This is a genomic window from Cedecea sp. B1(4), from assembly GCF_059414925.1.
This window is the reverse complement of the sequence record NZ_JCAHMZ010000006.1, coordinates 101806-117661: the sequence shown is the minus strand read 5'-3', so window position 1 is coordinate 117661 and position 15856 is coordinate 101806. Positions and strand designations below refer to the sequence as shown.

The following is a 15856-nucleotide window of genomic DNA, read 5'->3' as shown; positions in this document are numbered from 1 at the left end:
AACCTACTATGTCCAAAATTGTGAAAGTGATCGGTCGTGAAATCATCGACTCCCGCGGTAACCCGACTGTTGAAGCCGAAGTTCATCTGGAAGGCGGTTTCGTTGGTCTGGCAGCTGCACCATCAGGTGCTTCTACCGGTTCCCGTGAAGCTCTGGAACTGCGCGATGGCGACAAATCTCGTTTCATGGGTAAAGGCGTACTGAAAGCTGTTGCTGCGGTTAACGGCCCGATCGCTGAAGCTGTGCTTGGCAAAGATGCTAAAGACCAGGCTAACATCGATAAGATCATGATCGATCTGGATGGCACCGAGAACAAATCCAAGTTTGGCGCAAACGCCATTCTGGCTGTTTCCCTGGCTGCGGCTAAAGCTGCTGCTGCCTCTAAAGGCCTGCCGCTTTACGCTCACATCGCTGAACTGAACGGCACCCCAGGCAAATTCTCTATGCCTCTGCCAATGATGAACATCATCAACGGCGGCGAGCACGCTGACAACAACGTTGATATCCAGGAATTCATGATTCAGCCTGTTGGCGCGAAAACTCTGAAAGAAGCGGTACGTATCGGTTCTGAAGTGTTCCACAACCTGGCAAAAGTGCTGAAGTCCAAAGGCATGAACACTGCTGTGGGTGACGAAGGTGGCTACGCGCCTAACCTGGGTTCCAACGCAGAAGCGCTGGCTGTTATCGCTGAAGCGGTTAAAGCAGCAGGCTACGAGCTGGGCAAAGATGTTACCCTGGCAATGGACTGTGCAGCGTCTGAGTTCTACAAAGACGGCAAATACGTTCTGGCTGGCGAAGGCAACAAAGCGTTCACCTCTGAAGAGTTCACTCACTTCCTGGAAAACCTGACCAAAGATTACCCAATCGTTTCTATCGAAGACGGTCTGGACGAATCTGACTGGGCTGGTTTCGCATACCAGACCAAAGTGCTGGGCGACAAAATCCAGCTGGTTGGTGACGATCTGTTCGTAACCAACACCAAGATCCTGAAAGAAGGTATCGAAAAAGGCATCGTTAACTCCATCCTGATCAAATTCAACCAGATCGGTTCCCTGACCGAAACCCTGGCTGCGATCAAAATGGCGAAAGACGCTGGCTACACTGCGGTTATCTCTCACCGTTCTGGCGAAACCGAAGATGCGACCATCGCTGACCTGGCTGTGGGCACCGCTGCTGGCCAGATCAAAACCGGTTCTATGAGCCGTTCTGACCGTGTTGCTAAGTACAACCAGCTGATTCGTATCGAAGAAGCTCTGGCTGCACAGGGCACCCCAGCACCGTTCAACGGTCTGAAAGAAGTTAAAGGCCAGTAAGTTCTTACTGCTGCTTTAGACGTTGAAAAACCCGCTTCGGCGGGTTTTTTTTCGTCTTTGGTTTTTACGAAATGAACAAGGCCGGGATCTTACCGACCTTTAGGCTGATGACAAACCTCATGCGGATAAAATTCTGCTTTTACAGCGAGCGGATCACTTCGCGTAGCAGTCGAACCCGTGGTTCGATACTGTTGAGCTCCAGGTATTCGGAAGGGGAATGGAATCCTGCGCCGACAGGGCCAAACCCGTCCAGGGAAGGTACGCCCAAGGCCGCCGTGTGGTTGGCATCTGAGCCGCCTCCCACCGCCTGCCAGCGAACTTCCACGTCGACAGCCTGACCGGCTTTTTCCACCAGCTTCATCAGATTTTCCGTTTCAGCAGAAGGGGACATCGCGGGCGTTTGTGCCTGCTGTTCGACGATGGTTAACACATCGGGCTCGAACTGGCGGTGGCGGAACGACTGAACGGCCTCGTTAACCCGCAGGTATTCGTCGTTATCATTGAAACGGAGATCGACAATCATCTCCGCGTGATCCGCCACGATATTCGCCCCAACGCCGCCGGAAATCACGCCGGTGTTCAACGTGGTACCCTTCGTCATATCGGCCAGATCGCTGATTGCCAGCACCGCGTGGGCGAGCGCTTTCACCGCAGAACGGCCTTTTTCCGGATCGTTGCCTGCATGGGCGGCTACGCCTTTAAACGTCAGGCGGTAACGAGCCATGCCTTTTCTGGCTTTCACCAGAGAGCCGTCGGCTCTTGCCGCCTCGCATACCAGCACGCAGCGGCTGCGTTTTGCTATGCCGCCTATCCATTCGTGTGAATGGGCTGAACCCGTTTCTTCGTCTGGGTTCATGGCCACGGCGATAGCTAACCGATCAAGATCGGCTTTGTCCAGGCCGCGTAGAGCCCAAAGAATAGATAACAACCCGCTTTTCATGTCTGACACGCCTGGTCCATAGGCGCGGTCGCCTTCAATGCTGAAAGGGCGCTCTGAGACGGTTCCCGGCGGGAAGACGGTATCCATATGCCCCACAAGCAAAACGTCGTACTGTGTGGCGTCAGGCTTATTCGTGGCGAACAAACCCGGCCCCACTTTGTTCCCCAGGTCGACGCTGTCGCAGTGCCAGTTTTCTGACAGATACCATTGCTGAAAGATACGGCTGACTTCTTCCACACCCGCAACGGTGGCGGTGCCGCAGTCGATATTCACGACGCTTTTTAACTCTTGAAGATACTGTTTCAGATCCATGGGTTACTCCAGAATAAGCACGCGCATGATCAGCATGGCGCAAAATGCGTTGAGTACGGAAAGGGCTATCATCAGAGGAATGCGTTTCGCCGGAATACCGACCACGCCGAGGATACGCCCGGCGTACTGCACCTGAGAGCCCATCAAATTGATGGCCGGTGCGAGAATCGCCAGGTGTTCACCGCTGAGAATGCCTCTTTCAAACAGGCTGATAGCGACGCCTACGCCGCCGCCCATCGACATCCAGCCGCCGATGAGCACCGCAGCGGCTTCACCGGGCAGTCCAAAGAGTTTCATTACCGGGCCAAACAGCCACGCCATACCCTGCAGCGCGCCCGTCAGCTCAAGCGCATAGATAATAATGAATGCCATCAACACGTTAGGTAGCGTACTGGTTGTGGCGATGGTCCAGCCTTTGCGCGCGCCGGCAACAAAGACATCGGTGATCATCGGTTTTGCTGCATCAGCCATGTTGCGCCTCCGTTTTTGTTTTCCGTTCTGTGACGTTCAGGATCAGGCGCATCATGTTTGCCCCCACGATTTTCATAATGAACATCACGGCGACGCACATGCCGATAGAGCTTGGCACGGCCTGGCTGCCGTCAACGGCGATCAGCGTGAAGAGCACGGCCCCGGAAGAGAAAAAGTTGGTGATCATGGCTCCAGCGGAAAACTGGAACATAGTGAACACGGTTTTTTCTTTTTCGGTAATCTGGCCTTCATCGGCAAGCACGCGGGTGAGTGACGCGCCAACGTCGGTACTCTGCAGGCTGCCGATTAGCGCAAGGCCCGTGGCACCGGGCACGCCCATCAGGGGACGAAGGAGAGGGGTAAGCAGTTTTCTGGCGGCCCGCAGCGCGCCGTAGTGTTCCAGTACGTTAATCATGCCCAGCGCAAACATCACGGCGGGAATCAGGCCGAAAGCGAAGAGAAAACCGTCCATTGCGCCATACCCGCCGTTGCCGCGGAAGGCGCTTTTGGCAACATCCAGCGATTCTCCGGCCGGGTTAACGCCGCTGACAACTTTGCCAAAGGTGCCGTTAAGCGTGGTGAAGTCAAACACCCCGTACCAGTTTTTTCCGCCTAACAGGCCAGAAAAAAAGACCATCGCAAACAGCAGGCTAAACCAGGCGGCGGGCCCAACTCTTTGTTGTCCGGGAACAGAAGAATCATCCATTTATCATTTCCTTATGTAATTTCAGGGGGAAAGCCAGAGGGATGCTAGAAGTTAGCAATACGTGCTGTTATGACGACGATCAACATGAGGAACGAACGTTTAATCACCATAAGAAAGTTGAGAACTGGCACACAGTAACCGTGAGAATAGAGAATGTTTGCGCGACTTGGGCATCAGGCATCGCCGTGGTGCAGCCGCTTTCGCATGATCTCCATCGCCAGTTCTGCGATAATTACTTTTTGTGACTATGACTGAGATGATTATGCAGTACCCGATTAACGAGATGTTCCAGACCCTGCAAGGGGAAGGCTATTTTACCGGCGTGCCCGCCATTTTTATTCGCCTGCAGGGTTGCCCGGTAGGCTGCGCCTGGTGCGATACCAAACATACCTGGGATAAGCTCGCGGATCGTGAAGTGTCGCTGTTCAGCATCCTGGCCAAAACTAAAGAAAGTGATAAATGGGGCGCGGCAAGCGCCGAAGATCTACTTACCGTGATTGGCCGCCAGGGCTATACCGCGAGACATGTGGTGATCACCGGCGGTGAGCCGTGCATTCACGACCCCACGCCGCTGACAGATTTGCTCGAGAAAAACGGGTTTAGCTGCCAGATAGAAACCAGCGGCACGCATGAAGTGCGCTGCACGGCAAATACTTGGGTGACGGTTTCCCCGAAGGTGAACATGCGCGGCGGGTACGACATTCTCTCCCAGGCGCTGGAACGCGCGGATGAAATTAAGCACCCGGTTGGGCGTATGCGTGACGTCGAAGCGCTGGACGAACTGCTGGCTACGTTGACGGATGAGAAAAGCCGCATCATTGCGTTGCAGCCTATCAGCCAAAAAGAGGACGCGACGCGTCTGTGCATCGAAACCTGCATCGCGCGCAACTGGCGTCTGTCGATGCAGACGCACAAGTATTTGAATATTGCCTGATGAGCAAAGCCGGGTGTAGCCATCACACCCGGCGTAAACCGTTAGTTAAGCGTTGGACCAGCTTTGAATCGAGTCCGTGTTATCTAACTCCCCGTGCATCACCTGATACGATTTTTTCAGAATAACGTCAGTGTGCTGCGTTAACTCCCTGAAAATTCCTTTGTTTAGCGCCTCATAGCGTTTAGCGTTGCTTTCAACGGGCATAAAAACGTCTTTGACCCGCACCATTTTTTCGACGGCGGTTTCATAGCTGGTATACAGCCCCAGCCCGACGGCGGTGTTGATTGCCGCTCCCAGACTTGCGCAGCCGTTGATCGCGTTACGCCTGACCGGCAGGTTAAACACGTCGGCAAAGATCTGCATAAACAGGTCGCTGTTGGAGCCGCCGCCGGTGATGATCAGATGTTTGGCATAGTGGTCCATCTCATGGCACATATTGTCGTAGTTGTTTTTCAGCGTCAGGGCGATGCTTTCGAGGATCGAGCGGTAAATCCACGCGTAGTCCATGCTGGAATCAAAACCTATCATTATCCCACGCTTAAACGGTTCCCAGGGGTTGGTCAGCCAGTCCAGCACGGTCATTAAGCCGTTACAGCCCGGCGGCACCAGCGCCGCTTTCTTGTTCAATAACCCTTCCGGGGAAAGATTCTGCGCTTTGGCATCTTGAATTAATGACTCGCCCAGCATGTCCCGCAGCCAGCTTACCGTCCACATCCCTTTGCGGATGCCGTAGCCTTCATACAACAGCATTTCAGGCACAGACGACATAATGGGCCAGTAGGCCACGGGGGCTTTTGGCAGCGCTTTGCCGTTCATCATCAGCGCGATATAGGTGCCGAGAGAAATCACAGCGGTTTCGTCATCCAGCAGCCCGGCCCCAAGCGCTTCTACCGGCTTATCGCTGGTGGTACAAACGACCGGTAATCCGGCCGGGAAGCCCGTAGCCTTCGCCGCATTTTCTGTAAGATGGCCAATGACCGTGCCCGGCATCTGAACATCAAACAGCATGGCGCGTGGAATATTAAATTTCTTCAGCACTTCGCCGTCGTCGCTCCATGACCACGTTTTGTAGTCCACCGGCCACTGGCCAAAATAGTTGGCGATATTGTCTTTGAACTCGCCGGTTAAGCGATGGGACAGGTAACCCGAGAATGAAGTCACCCAGGCCACATCAGGATTTGTGTGCTCGTAGGGGCGGGTGACGCGGGCATCCTGCCAGCTGATCAGCGGCGCAGCTGGGGTGCCGTCGGCCTTTAATAAGGCGCGACAGCAGCGTATGGAGCCGAGGCCAATCCCTACTATCGCACTTATGTCTCCTGTGAAGTGGCTCATTAAATCCTGCCCGGCGCGGCACAGCGAGTCCCACAGGTCGTCGTCAGGGTGTTCGGCGGTATCCGCGTTCGGCGTGTACATCGGCTGCAGCTGCCCCTTGCCTTCGCAGACGATATTACCTGCCAGATCGTACATCACGACTTTTGTACTCTGGCTTCCACCATCAATCCCAATGATGTATTGCTTCGACATTGCCTTTCTCCTTCAATTTTCCCTCATCACTCGCCCGTTGCGGCCAGCGATGCCAATTTTTCATGTGCGATGTCGGCGGCGCGAATTTTGCGAATCAGCAAAAAGGCAAACACGGTGACCATGCACAGTGCGGCTAATCCCATCAGCCACATGTTGCGGTAGGCTTCTTCTGCGGGCAGGGTGTCCTGCCAGTGGCCGACAAGCGGGTACACGAATACGTCCGGCAAGAAGCCGATGACCGAACAGATACCCACGGTGGTACCCATAATATAGGGCGGCGTTCTCGCTTCGCCGGGGCAGGCCCAGTACAACCCGCGTGAGGCGTAACAGGTGAACCCCAGCAGTAAAATAAGCCCAATGCCCATCGCAACGGACTGAGGATTGGCGTTGGTCGCCAGCAGCGCTATGAGTGCGACTGCGCCAACAATAGAGAGCAACTGCACCACGCGAGTGGGCGATTTAATTCTGCTGTAGGTCGTAATAATGCCGCCCAGCGGGCCGCAAAAGGCGCGGAAGATTTTATTGATCACGATACCCATGTAGCTGGCGGCCACCAGCGACATGCCGTACATCTCGGTCAGATAGTTGGTGGAATAGCTCAGGATGGCATAAATGGTGTAAACCCCGAAGATCACCATACTGCAGTACCAGGTGGTACTTATCCGTAAAACGGACAGAATATCTTTGAGCTGGAAGGCCGGTTTTTTGGCTTCCTGAGCACCTTCTGTGCGGCCGGTAAAGCCGCCGCTGACAAAGAACCAACACAGCACGCCAAGCGCAATATAAACGCCGCTGTAGATAAGAATAACGGCTTTAAGGCTGTTGGCATCTTCCGGCGCAAAGCGCGAAAACACCCACATGGTGAATACCGCCAGCGCCATCACGCCGACGCCGCGCAGGCCTTCCATCCAGCCCATGATTTTTCCCTGCTCGCTATGATCCCCCAGCAGGGAAGCCGCCTTAATAGAGACCGACCACAGCATCAGAATGGTGGTCACGGCGAAGGCGACCTGAATGACGATCATTACCCACAGCGGCGGATAGAAAGCCATCACAATCCCCAATAGGCCGGTGGCAATCATCGCCAGCGTCATCATTACGCGGTGAGAGAATTTATCAGCAATAATTCCACTCGGCGCATAAAGGATAATTGCGGTTATTCCGAAAGTACTCATGATTAAGCCTATTTCGGTATTGCTAAACCCCATAAATTTTGCCATAGGGATTTGGTAAATATACCTTAAATAAGCAAGGTCAAAACTTACACCACCACTGATACTTATTATTGCCAGCGTTAGCCAGCGACGAAAATTTGAATCACGCATGGTGTGCTCTCAGTAATCAGGATTGTTAAAGACAAAAAAAGAGAAAAGTAACCAATCCCCTTTTAAGGGCTGATTACTTTTCTCATGGGCTCTAGTAATTGCGGAGATTATTAACATGCAGCGTGGTTTTTTAGTGTGAGAAATATCACGATATTGGTTTTCACGGCGAATAATTTAGCGGTAAAACCTTCTTGTTAATGAGTTGTGATGTTGATCACATAACATGCCCCACCGCTGTGATACTTATTTTAGCCAGTTACTAGAGACGATGAGAAAAGTAACTTCCCTTTCGGGGGGAGCTTGCTTTTCTCATTTTTTTTGCGTTTAAAAAATTTAAGGAGTTCATCATGTCGCTCAGCGCACTCAACGAATTCTCACTGGACTTCTTCTCGCTCAAGGGGAAGACGGCGATTGTCACCGGCGGTAACAGCGGGCTGGGGCAGGCATTCGCCATGGCGCTGGCTAAGGCGGGCGCGAATGTGTTTATTCCAACGGTGGTGGAAGAGAAAGGCGAAACGCGTCAACTAATTGAACAACAAGGCGTAAAAGTGGCGTTTATGACCGTGGATATCACGGAGAAAGGTGCCCCGGCTCAGGTCATCGCCCAGTGCCTGGAAACCTTTGGGTCGGTGGATATTCTGGTCAACAATGCCGGGATCTGTAAGCTCAACAAGGTGCTGGATTTCGGCCGCTCCGACTGGGACCCGATGATCAACATTAACCTGACCGCGGCGTTCGAATTAAGTCACGAGGCGGCCAAAGTGATGATCCCGCAAAAGCACGGAAAAATTATTAATATCTGTTCGCTATTTTCTTATCTTGGCGGCCAATGGTCTCCGGCTTATTCCGCCACAAAACACGCGCTGGCCGGTTTAACGAAAGCGTATTGCGATGAATTAGGCCAATATAATATTCAAGTGAACGGTATTGCGCCTGGTTATTATGCCACTGATATTACGACCGAAACGCGTAAGAACCCGGAAACCAACAAGCGCGTACTGGATCATATTCCAGCCAACCGCTGGGGTGAGACTGAAGATCTTATGGGAGCAATGGTTTATTTATCCAGCCGTGCTTCAGATTATGTTAATGGCCATTTGTTAGTCGTTGATGGTGGTTATTTAGTCAGGTAATTCTCGCAGGGTGGTTCCTGCTTTCTCTTATTTATATCCGTATTCCATTATTTGTCAGGAAGGAGTTGTCATGTCTTTATCTCGCGAAGCAATTGTGGATCAATTAAAAGAAATCGTTGGCCCGCAGCAGGTTATTACCGATGAAAAAGTATTACAGAAAAACAGTATCGACCGGTTCAGAAAATATGCGGATATTCATGGCGTGTACACTCAGCCGCTGCCGGCCGCGGTAGTGAAACTGCAGAACACTGAGCAAGTCTCCAGCGTACTGGCGTTTCTGAACAGCAACCACATCACCTGTATCCCGCGAACCGGCGCTTCCGCAACGGAAGGTGGCCTGGAAGCGGTGGTGAAAAACTCCGTGGTGCTGGATGGCTCCGGGCTGAACAAGATTGTCGATATCGACATTGAAAACATGCAGGCCACAGCCCAGTGCGGTGTGCCGCTGGAAGTGCTGGAAGATGCCCTGCGTGCAAAAGGCTACACCACCGGCCACTCGCCGCAGTCCAAACCGCTGGCACAAATGGGCGGCCTTGTGGCAACCCGCAGCATCGGCCAGTTCTCAACCCTGTACGGGGCGATTGAGGACATGGTGGTTGGTCTGGAAGCTGTGTTCCCGGACGGCAGCATCACGCGCATTAAAAACGTGCCGCGCCGTGCCGCTGGCCCGGACATTCGCCACGTGATCATCGGCAACGAAGGGGCGCTCTGCTACATCACCGAAGTCACGGTAAAAATCTTCAAGTACATGCCGGAAAACAACCTGTTCTACGGCTACATCCTCGACAACATGAAGACCGGGTTCGACATCCTGCGTGAAGTGATGGTGGAAGGCTACCGTCCGTCGATTGCCCGCCTGTATGACGCCGAAGATGGCACCCAGCACTTCACCCATTTTGCCGACGGCAAATGCGTGCTGATCTTTATGGCAGAAGGGTCTAAGCGCCTGGCCGAAGCGACCGGCGCGGGCATCGAAGAAATTGTTGCCCGCCACCCGGAATGCAAGAAGGTGGACAGCAAGCTCATCGAAACCTGGTTCAACAACCTGAACTGGGGGCCGGATAAAGTGGCCGCCGAACGTGTGCAGATCCTGAAAACCGGCAACATGGGCTTTACCACTGAAGTTTCTGGCAGCTGGAGCTGCATTAATGAGATTTACCACAATGTGATCGAGCGCATTCGCAACGAGTTCCCACATGCGGGTGATATCACTATGCTGGGCGGCCACTCTTCCCACAGCTACATCAACGGCACCAACATGTACTTCGTGTACGACTACAACGTGGTGGACTGCAAGCCGGAAGAGGAGATCGACAAGTACCACAACCCGCTGAACAAAATCATCGTGGAAGAGACGATTCGCCTCGGCGGCTCGATGGTGCACCACCACGGGATCGGCAAGCACCGCGTGCACTGGTCCAAGCTGGAGCACGGCACCGCCTGGCCAATCATGCAGGGCCTGAAAGATCAGTACGATCCGAACGGCATCATGAACACCGGCACGATTTGGCCGATTGAAAAATAATCGTACATAACCGCATGGGTCGGCTCTCAGGAGCCGACCTCTTCATTTACGGATCGACAAAGGAATCAGTATGCACGCCGAACCGGTTCGTATGGATGACCTGCCGCTTAATCGCTTTCATTTACGCATTGCCGGGCTGACCTTCGGCGCTCACTTGACGGACGGCTACGTGCTCGGCGTAATTGGCTTTGCGCTGGTGATGATTACGCCGCAAATGAGCCTGACGCCGCTTCAGGAAGGATTAGTGGGCGGCTCGGCGCTGTTTGGGCTGTTTCTAGGCAGCCTGGTGCTGGGCTGGATCTCCGATCATATTGGTCGTCAGAAAATCTTTAACTTCAGCTTCGTGCTCATCACGCTGGCCTCCTTTTTACAATTTTTCGTTAGTAACGTAGAGCAGCTGATTCTGCTGCGGGTGCTGATTGGCATCGGGCTGGGCGGCGACTACTCCGTGGGCCACACCATGTTGGCCGAATTTGCCCCGCGTAAACATCGTGGCGTGCTGCTCGGCGCTTTTAGCGTGGTCTGGACGCTGGGTTATGTGCTGGCGAGCCTCATTGGGCATCAGCTAGTGGAGAGCGGGCCGGAAGCCTGGCGTTGGCTGCTGGCGTCGGCCGCGTTGCCTGCGTTGTTAATCACTTTCTTGCGCTGGGGCACTCCGGAATCTCCTCGTTGGCTGCTTCGCCAGGGGCGGGTGTCCGAAGCGCATCAGATTGTGCGCCGCTGCTTCGGCGAACATGTTGTTATTAGCGATGAGATTGCGGTGCCAACTTCCCGCCATCTCCGCACGTTGTTTTCCGGGCAATACTGGCGGCGTACCGCGTTTAATAGCCTGTTCTTTGTTTGCCTGGTGATCCCGTGGTTTGCGATTTATACCTGGCTACCGTCCATTACCGGGCTGCTGGGTATGCAGGATGGCCTGACCGCCAGCCTGTTGCTGAATGTGGTGCTGGTGGTGGGCGCGATCGCGGGCCTGGTGCTGACCCACCGCTGCTCAAGACGCGGCTTCCTGATCGGCGGTTTTCTGGTGCTGTTCTTCAGCCTTACCGCACTGGCGCTGGTGCCGGAACAACACGGCACCCTCATCCTGCTGCTGTTCTTTGTTTTTACGCTGACCATTTCGGCGGTCAGCAACCTGGTCGGCGTTCTCCCCGCTGAGAGTTTCCCGACGGATATTCGCTCGCTGGGCGTAGGGTTTGCGACGTCGATGAGCCGCCTAGGTTCGGCAATTAGCACCGGACTGCTGCCGGTGGCGCTGGTCTCCTTCGGGGTGCAAAACACCATGCTGTTGCTGAGCGCGGTTCTGATGCTGGGCCTGCTGGTTTCCGTCTTCTGGGCGCCGGAAACGCGAAACATGAGCCTTGTGGCCGCGTCCGGGAATAAAGAGCAGCCGCCGGGAGTGAATCATGAACATTCTGTTAGCCTTTAAGGCCGAGCCAGACCTCGCCATGCTGGCGGAAAAAGACTGGCTGGCCGCCGGGCAGGGCAGCCTGGACACCTCTATAACGCGCCCTTGTCTGGGAGAAGATGAGGCTGCTGCCGCGGAGATACTGCTGCGTCAGGCTGAAGGCTTAAACTTGACCGCCTTAAGCATTGGTCGCGAGCGGGCGGACAGCTTTCTTCGCCAGTTCAAAGCACTGGGGTTCCTGCGAGCCGTTCGGCTGCAGCCGGATGACGAGCTGACTTTTTCTCCCGCCTCAGTGGCTGCCTTGCTGGCCGCATGGCAGCAGCAACATTCTCAATCTCTGGTGGTCATGGGCTCACGCAGTGCCGAAGGTAACAGCGGCCAGACGGGGTTTTACCTCGCCGAACAGCTGGGCTGGCCGTGTTTCACTCAGGTCTATGATTTCACGCTCGACGGTGAACGGCAGCAGGTTTGCCTGAAACAGCGGCTCGGCGCAGGAAAACGCAGCCTGACCGTGCGGCTGCCTGCGGTGCTGATGATTGAAAGCCGTGGCGATTACTGCCTTAGAACGCCTGGCCTGCGGCAAAAACTGGCGGTGAAAGCTTCGGACGTTGAGGTCTTGCCTGTGAAAGCCCCTGGTCATGAGGAGACATTCTCTCCTCTGGTCGGGCTGGATCACCCTCAGCGGCAGCGCGGCGGCTTAATTATTCAGGGCAGCGATGTGCGCGAAAAGGTCCGTAGCCTTTACCGCGACTGGCTACGTAATAGGATGAAATCATGAAAATTGCCCTGGTTCTGCCTGAAGTGAGGCAAGCGTCGGCGCTCAATGAGATCGGGCATTTCATTGCGTGCAGTGAAATGGCACCAGAACATGTCGAAGCCTGGCTGCTGCCGGAGAGTGAATTCAGCGAGCCGCTGCTGGAGGGGTTGTATACCCACTTCGTGCCTGCTCCAGTAGACATGCTGTTATTTCCTTCTGGCTGGCAGGGCGCGGAGCTTGCCACCCGGCTGGCGCACCGGCTGCAAGGGGAGGCGTGGAGCGCGATTAACGACGCGGATTTTGCCCGGCAGGTGGTGCGCAAAAACGCCTATGGCGGCGCGCTGGTGGCTGAGCTTCAACTGCACGATAAACCCTGGTGCCTGAGCGTCGCCGCCGCGCCGGGAGCCAAAATCTGGCAACCGGAGATCGAGTATGTACAAATTCCCGTGGCGGCACAGAAGCCCGCCTGGCTGGTTGAATCCGGGGCAATTGCCGATGAAACCGAATCCGGCCTGGCCGATGGCAGGCTTGTGCTGGCGGTGGGACGGGGAGTTGGCAGTCCTCAAGCCATGGCGCAGGTAGAGGAGATTGCCTGCAGGCTGGGCATGGAAACCGGTGCCAGCCGCGAAGCGGTGATGCACGCCTGGTGTAGCATGGACAAACTGCTGGGGATGTCCGGTACCCAGGTTGCCGCAGACGTTTGTATTGCGGCAGGCGTTTCCGGCGCACCGGCCTTTATCAGCGGTATTGCCCACAGCCGGTTCATTGTTGCCATCAACAACGATCCGCAGGCGGCGATTTTTCGCCACGCCGATGTGGGGATCGTCGATGACCTGCTGCCGGTGCTAACCGAGCTGCAAACCTGTGTCAGGGAAGATATTTAGCCAACTGCCAGACGCCGGTATTGGTGGTGGAGATAGCCAACGCCCCGGCGCTGAGCGCGTTGTTGGCATCCTCCGCGTCGCACACCAGGCCACCGGCAATCACCGGCAGGTCGATTTTTTCTGTGACCCATTTCATCACTTTCGGCATACATCCCGGCAGGATTTCGATGCAGTCCGGGTTCGACTGGGCCACCTGTTTATCGATGTTGTGGTAAGAGATGGAATCGACGATAAACAGCCGGTGAATGGCAAAGAACCCCTGCGCCCTGGCCGCTTTCACCATTGGCGCTTTGGTGCTGATTACGCCGTCGGCCTGGGTCACCAGTTTCAGAAAGTTAATCACAATCTCTTTATTCGATGTCCCTTCCAGTAAATCGACGTGCACCAGCGCGTATTTGTTCGCCTTCTTAATTTGCTGCACGATGCCGGTAATGGTGCAGATATTGCCGTACAGCACGGAAATCACCTGGCAGTCGGATTCCAGCGCCAGCTGCAGGCTCTGGTTATCTTTTACCGCTGCAATCAGCGGGTGTTGCTTGAGTAGGGACATCAGGGACACAGCTTGGACTCCATTAACCAAAGCGAAATTGGATGCCGCAGCCTGCGGGCGGGTAGCGCCAGCGGCTGAGGGTTTGTTCGTCGCACAGCAGGCGGCAGGTGCCGCACTCCAGGCAGCCGGTGGTATCAATGTGCAGGCTGCCGTCTTCTTTCTGTCGGTATAGCCCGGCGGGGCAGGCTCGTACCAGCAGAGTAAGCTGTTCGATATCGGGATTATCTGCGGGGACAATGTGTGGTTTCTCCGCAGGTTGCCAGGCGTTCCTGGCCAGTTTCTCATGCAGGTTCACAGGCTGCGCCCTCCGCGAAAAATGTCTTTAACCAGTCTGGAAATACCCGTTTTGCGGGCATGTTTCCACAGCAGGCTGCTGAGTCGTGGCGGCGGTGAATACTGGGGATCAAAGATATCACGCTGCAGCTCAGCCAGCAGGTGCGGATAGTCCTGAAACAGCCCCGGCGTTTGTAAAAAATCAGGCATTTTACGATAGCGCTCCAGCACCGCCCACAGCGAAGTGCACTCCAACTGGTGGCGGTACGCCTGATGAAGATCGACACTGACATTTTCTTGTAGCGCTTGAATCAGCGTTTGCGCCGCCGCTTTTGCCGAAAGCGCCGCCAAATCCATGCCACGCACGGTGAAACCGGTATTGATACAGAAACGGGCACTGTCGCCCACCAGCAAATAGCCGGGGCCGGCCAGGCGCTCGGGAAGCCCGTTCAGGCCACATTCAGGAATCATATGCGCGCCGTACTCCACCAGCTCGGCACGGCGCAGAAGCGGGCGCAGCGTTGGGTGCTGCTTGAAGTTTTCCAGCAGATCGGGAAGCGAAGTAGAGGCAGCCCGAATTGAAGAGAGCGGGCAGACAATGCCGACAGACAGCGTATCGAGATTGGTATAGAGGAACCCGCCCGCAGGCTGTTCGCCGCAGATGCCGCCGGTGAACAGCCAGGCGGCACCTGCGTTACCTTCAAGCGAGAAGCGGTTCTCGAGATCTTCTTTCGGCAGCGCCAGCACTTCTTTCACGCCAGCGGCAACGCTGTGCTCGGGTAACTTGTGCAACAGCTTGTGCTGTTCCGCCAGCAGGGTATTGGCCCCTTCAGCGATAACCACGGCTTTGGCGCTCAACACTTCGCCTTCGATCACCACGCCGCTCACCGCGCCGCTTTCAACATGCAGGCTATCGACCTGAGTCGCCGTCAGGCACTGCGCGCCCGCTTGTTCAGCCTGCTGGAACAGCCACGGATCCAGCCGGGCACGCAGCACGCTATATGACGCTGCCGAAGGGTGCTGGAAACTCAACGTCGTGGACGTTTCTGCCGTCAGCGTGGAGAGCTTTTCATGGGTGATACAGCGTTCGAGTGGGGCGGCGCGAGAAAAATCAGGAAAGAGGGCATCAAACGCGGCGGTGTAAAGCCTGCCGCCCGACAGGTTTTTGCCTCCCGGCTGAGTTGCTCGCTCAACAAGCAGAACATTTAGCCCAGCGCGCGCGCACTCTACCGCGCAGCAGGCGCCTGCGATCCCCGCGCCAACGACGATAATATCGAAATCTGTAGTGGCCATCCCATGCACCTTTTAGTTGCGACGGCACAGCTTACCAAAGTGGGATGAAAATTAGCTTGATGGGGGGCGCAGAGAGGAAAAGTCCGGGTTGATTTCCGGACTTTTTTAGCTTATTCGCCGCGGTAGACACAGCCTGCGGTACAGGTTTCTTTGATCATCACCGCGCTTAGCAGCGGCACAACAGGTTTCATCTGATCCCAAATCCATTTCGCCAGCACTTCGCTGGTGGGATTTTCAAGCCCAGGAATATCGTTCAGATAATAGTGATCGAGGCGATCGTAGGTCGGCTTAAACGCCGCTTTCAGCTCGGAGAAGTCCATGATCCAGCCGGTATACGGATCTACCTCGCCGGTAATTTCCAGGCGCACCATAAAGGAGTGGCCATGCAGGCGACCGCATTTGTGACCTTCCGGGACGTGCGGCAGGCGATGGGCGGCTTCGAAGGTAAAATCTTTAAACAGGGTGGTAGACATCATTCGACTCTCTGGAATTCAAAAAACCGCCGCATGAT

Annotated in this window: 16 protein-coding genes; 7 read left to right on the top strand and 9 right to left on the bottom strand. The window is 55.1% G+C overall.

Annotated features, from left to right (window positions below; all coding sequences use genetic code 11):
* The first annotated feature begins 8 nt into the window (after window positions 1-8).
* A complete protein-coding gene (gene eno / locus ACR6JA_RS13225) occupies window positions 9-1313 on the top strand; it encodes a phosphopyruvate hydratase (RefSeq protein ID WP_008458382.1) in 1305 nt (434 codons plus the stop codon).
* A gap of 139 nt (window positions 1314-1452) precedes the next feature.
* Here the strand turns inward: eno and ACR6JA_RS13220 are convergent, their stop codons facing one another.
* Genes ACR6JA_RS13220 through ACR6JA_RS13210 form a run of 3 tightly spaced genes read right to left on the bottom strand, consistent with a single transcriptional unit; the run spans window position 1453 to window position 3742 of the window.
* Complete coding sequence (locus ACR6JA_RS13220; protein ID WP_494493651.1) at window positions 1453-2565, bottom strand: M20 family metallopeptidase; 1113 nt, start codon at window positions 2563-2565, stop codon at window positions 1453-1455.
* A 3-nt stretch (window positions 2566-2568) separates the two neighbouring features.
* Entirely contained in the window at window positions 2569-3036 is a 468-nt protein-coding gene (locus ACR6JA_RS13215) for a YjiG family protein (RefSeq protein ID WP_494493650.1), read from the bottom strand.
* Window positions 3029-3742, bottom strand: coding sequence for a nucleoside recognition domain-containing protein (locus ACR6JA_RS13210; protein ID WP_213715275.1), 714 nt, complete (start codon window positions 3740-3742; stop codon window positions 3029-3031). Before ACR6JA_RS13210 ends, ACR6JA_RS13215 begins: the two co-directional genes overlap by 8 nt.
* 262 nt (window positions 3743-4004) lie before the next feature.
* On the opposite strand from ACR6JA_RS13210, the gene queE reads away from it, so the two are divergent.
* Entirely contained in the window at window positions 4005-4676 is a 672-nt protein-coding gene (gene queE, locus ACR6JA_RS13205) for a 7-carboxy-7-deazaguanine synthase QueE (RefSeq protein WP_494493649.1), read from the top strand.
* Between the two features lie 45 nt (window positions 4677-4721).
* On the opposite strand, the gene ACR6JA_RS13200 is transcribed toward queE, so the two are convergent.
* Window positions 4722-6200 carry an FGGY-family carbohydrate kinase gene (locus ACR6JA_RS13200; protein ID WP_494493648.1) on the bottom strand — a complete coding sequence of 493 codons (1479 nt, stop codon included), beginning with the start codon at window positions 6198-6200 and terminating at the stop codon, window positions 4722-4724.
* A gap of 26 nt (window positions 6201-6226) precedes the next feature.
* Window positions 6227-7525 carry an MFS transporter gene (locus ACR6JA_RS13195; RefSeq protein WP_494493647.1) on the bottom strand — a complete coding sequence of 433 codons (1299 nt, stop codon included), beginning with the start codon at window positions 7523-7525 and terminating at the stop codon, window positions 6227-6229.
* Window positions 7526-7872: 347 nt separating this feature from the next.
* Here ACR6JA_RS13195 and ACR6JA_RS13190 point away from each other — a divergent pair, with 347 nt between their 5' ends.
* The 5 genes from ACR6JA_RS13190 to ACR6JA_RS13170 all read left to right on the top strand — a co-directional run bounded on the left by ACR6JA_RS13190 (window position 7873) and on the right by ACR6JA_RS13170 (window position 13229).
* Window positions 7873-8658 (top strand): SDR family oxidoreductase, encoded by a 786-nt coding sequence (locus tag ACR6JA_RS13190; protein WP_494493646.1) that lies wholly within the window; start codon window positions 7873-7875, stop codon window positions 8656-8658.
* Window positions 8659-8728: 70 nt separating this feature from the next.
* Entirely contained in the window at window positions 8729-10183 is a 1455-nt protein-coding gene (locus ACR6JA_RS13185) for an FAD-binding oxidoreductase (protein ID WP_213715271.1), read from the top strand.
* Between the two features lie 70 nt (window positions 10184-10253).
* On the top strand, window positions 10254-11609 hold the full coding sequence (locus ACR6JA_RS13180; RefSeq protein WP_494493645.1) for an MFS transporter: 1356 nt from the start codon (window positions 10254-10256) through the stop codon (window positions 11607-11609).
* Window positions 11587-12366 carry an electron transfer flavoprotein subunit beta/FixA family protein gene (locus tag ACR6JA_RS13175; protein ID WP_494493644.1) on the top strand — a complete coding sequence of 260 codons (780 nt, stop codon included), beginning with the start codon at window positions 11587-11589 and terminating at the stop codon, window positions 12364-12366. Before ACR6JA_RS13180 ends, ACR6JA_RS13175 begins: the two co-directional genes overlap by 23 nt.
* Window positions 12363-13229, top strand: a complete 867-nt coding sequence (locus ACR6JA_RS13170; protein WP_494493643.1) for an electron transfer flavoprotein subunit alpha/FixB family protein — start codon at window positions 12363-12365, stop codon at window positions 13227-13229. Before ACR6JA_RS13175 ends, ACR6JA_RS13170 begins: the two co-directional genes overlap by 4 nt.
* Here ACR6JA_RS13170 and ACR6JA_RS13165 read toward each other — a convergent pair.
* The 4 genes from ACR6JA_RS13165 to queD all read right to left on the bottom strand — a co-directional run bounded on the left by ACR6JA_RS13165 (window position 13213) and on the right by queD (window position 15821).
* Complete coding sequence (locus ACR6JA_RS13165; protein WP_008458359.1) at window positions 13213-13788, bottom strand: glycerol-3-phosphate responsive antiterminator; 576 nt, start codon at window positions 13786-13788, stop codon at window positions 13213-13215. The genes ACR6JA_RS13170 and ACR6JA_RS13165 overlap by 17 nt on opposite strands.
* A 13-nt stretch (window positions 13789-13801) precedes the next feature.
* Window positions 13802-14074 (bottom strand): ferredoxin family protein, encoded by a 273-nt coding sequence (locus ACR6JA_RS13160; protein ID WP_213715268.1) that lies wholly within the window; start codon window positions 14072-14074, stop codon window positions 13802-13804.
* Window positions 14071-15345 (bottom strand): FAD-dependent oxidoreductase, encoded by a 1275-nt coding sequence (locus ACR6JA_RS13155; protein ID WP_494493642.1) that lies wholly within the window; start codon window positions 15343-15345, stop codon window positions 14071-14073. Before ACR6JA_RS13155 ends, ACR6JA_RS13160 begins: the two co-directional genes overlap by 4 nt.
* A 110-nt stretch (window positions 15346-15455) precedes the next feature.
* On the bottom strand, window positions 15456-15821 hold the full coding sequence (queD, locus tag ACR6JA_RS13150; protein WP_162473299.1) for a 6-carboxytetrahydropterin synthase QueD: 366 nt from the start codon (window positions 15819-15821) through the stop codon (window positions 15456-15458).
* Window positions 15822-15856: the final 35 nt, after the last annotated feature.

Excerpts from the sequence above, each read along its gene's own strand:
- queD (WP_162473299.1), bottom strand. The coding sequence starts at position 15,821 with ATGATGTCTACCACCCTGTTTAAAGATTTTACCTTCGAAGCCGCCCAT.
- ACR6JA_RS13215 (WP_494493650.1), bottom strand. The coding sequence starts at position 3,036 with ATGGCTGATGCAGCAAAACCGATGATCACCGATGTCTTTGTTGCCGGC.
- ACR6JA_RS13180 (WP_494493645.1), top strand. The coding sequence starts at position 10,254 with ATGCACGCCGAACCGGTTCGTATGGATGACCTGCCGCTTAATCGCTTT.
- ACR6JA_RS13220 (WP_494493651.1), bottom strand. The coding sequence starts at position 2,565 with ATGGATCTGAAACAGTATCTTCAAGAGTTAAAAAGCGTCGTGAATATC.
- eno (WP_008458382.1), top strand. The coding sequence starts at position 9 with ATGTCCAAAATTGTGAAAGTGATCGGTCGTGAAATCATCGACTCCCGC.
- ACR6JA_RS13155 (WP_494493642.1), bottom strand. The coding sequence starts at position 15,345 with ATGGCCACTACAGATTTCGATATTATCGTCGTTGGCGCGGGGATCGCA.
- ACR6JA_RS13170 (WP_494493643.1), top strand. The coding sequence starts at position 12,363 with ATGAAAATTGCCCTGGTTCTGCCTGAAGTGAGGCAAGCGTCGGCGCTC.
- ACR6JA_RS13175 (WP_494493644.1), top strand. The coding sequence starts at position 11,587 with ATGAACATTCTGTTAGCCTTTAAGGCCGAGCCAGACCTCGCCATGCTG.
- ACR6JA_RS13210 (WP_213715275.1), bottom strand. The coding sequence starts at position 3,742 with ATGGATGATTCTTCTGTTCCCGGACAACAAAGAGTTGGGCCCGCCGCC.
- queE (WP_494493649.1), top strand. The coding sequence starts at position 4,005 with ATGCAGTACCCGATTAACGAGATGTTCCAGACCCTGCAAGGGGAAGGC.
- ACR6JA_RS13185 (WP_213715271.1), top strand. The coding sequence starts at position 8,729 with ATGTCTTTATCTCGCGAAGCAATTGTGGATCAATTAAAAGAAATCGTT.
- ACR6JA_RS13195 (WP_494493647.1), bottom strand. The coding sequence starts at position 7,525 with ATGCGTGATTCAAATTTTCGTCGCTGGCTAACGCTGGCAATAATAAGT.
- ACR6JA_RS13190 (WP_494493646.1), top strand. The coding sequence starts at position 7,873 with ATGTCGCTCAGCGCACTCAACGAATTCTCACTGGACTTCTTCTCGCTC.
- ACR6JA_RS13200 (WP_494493648.1), bottom strand. The coding sequence starts at position 6,200 with ATGTCGAAGCAATACATCATTGGGATTGATGGTGGAAGCCAGAGTACA.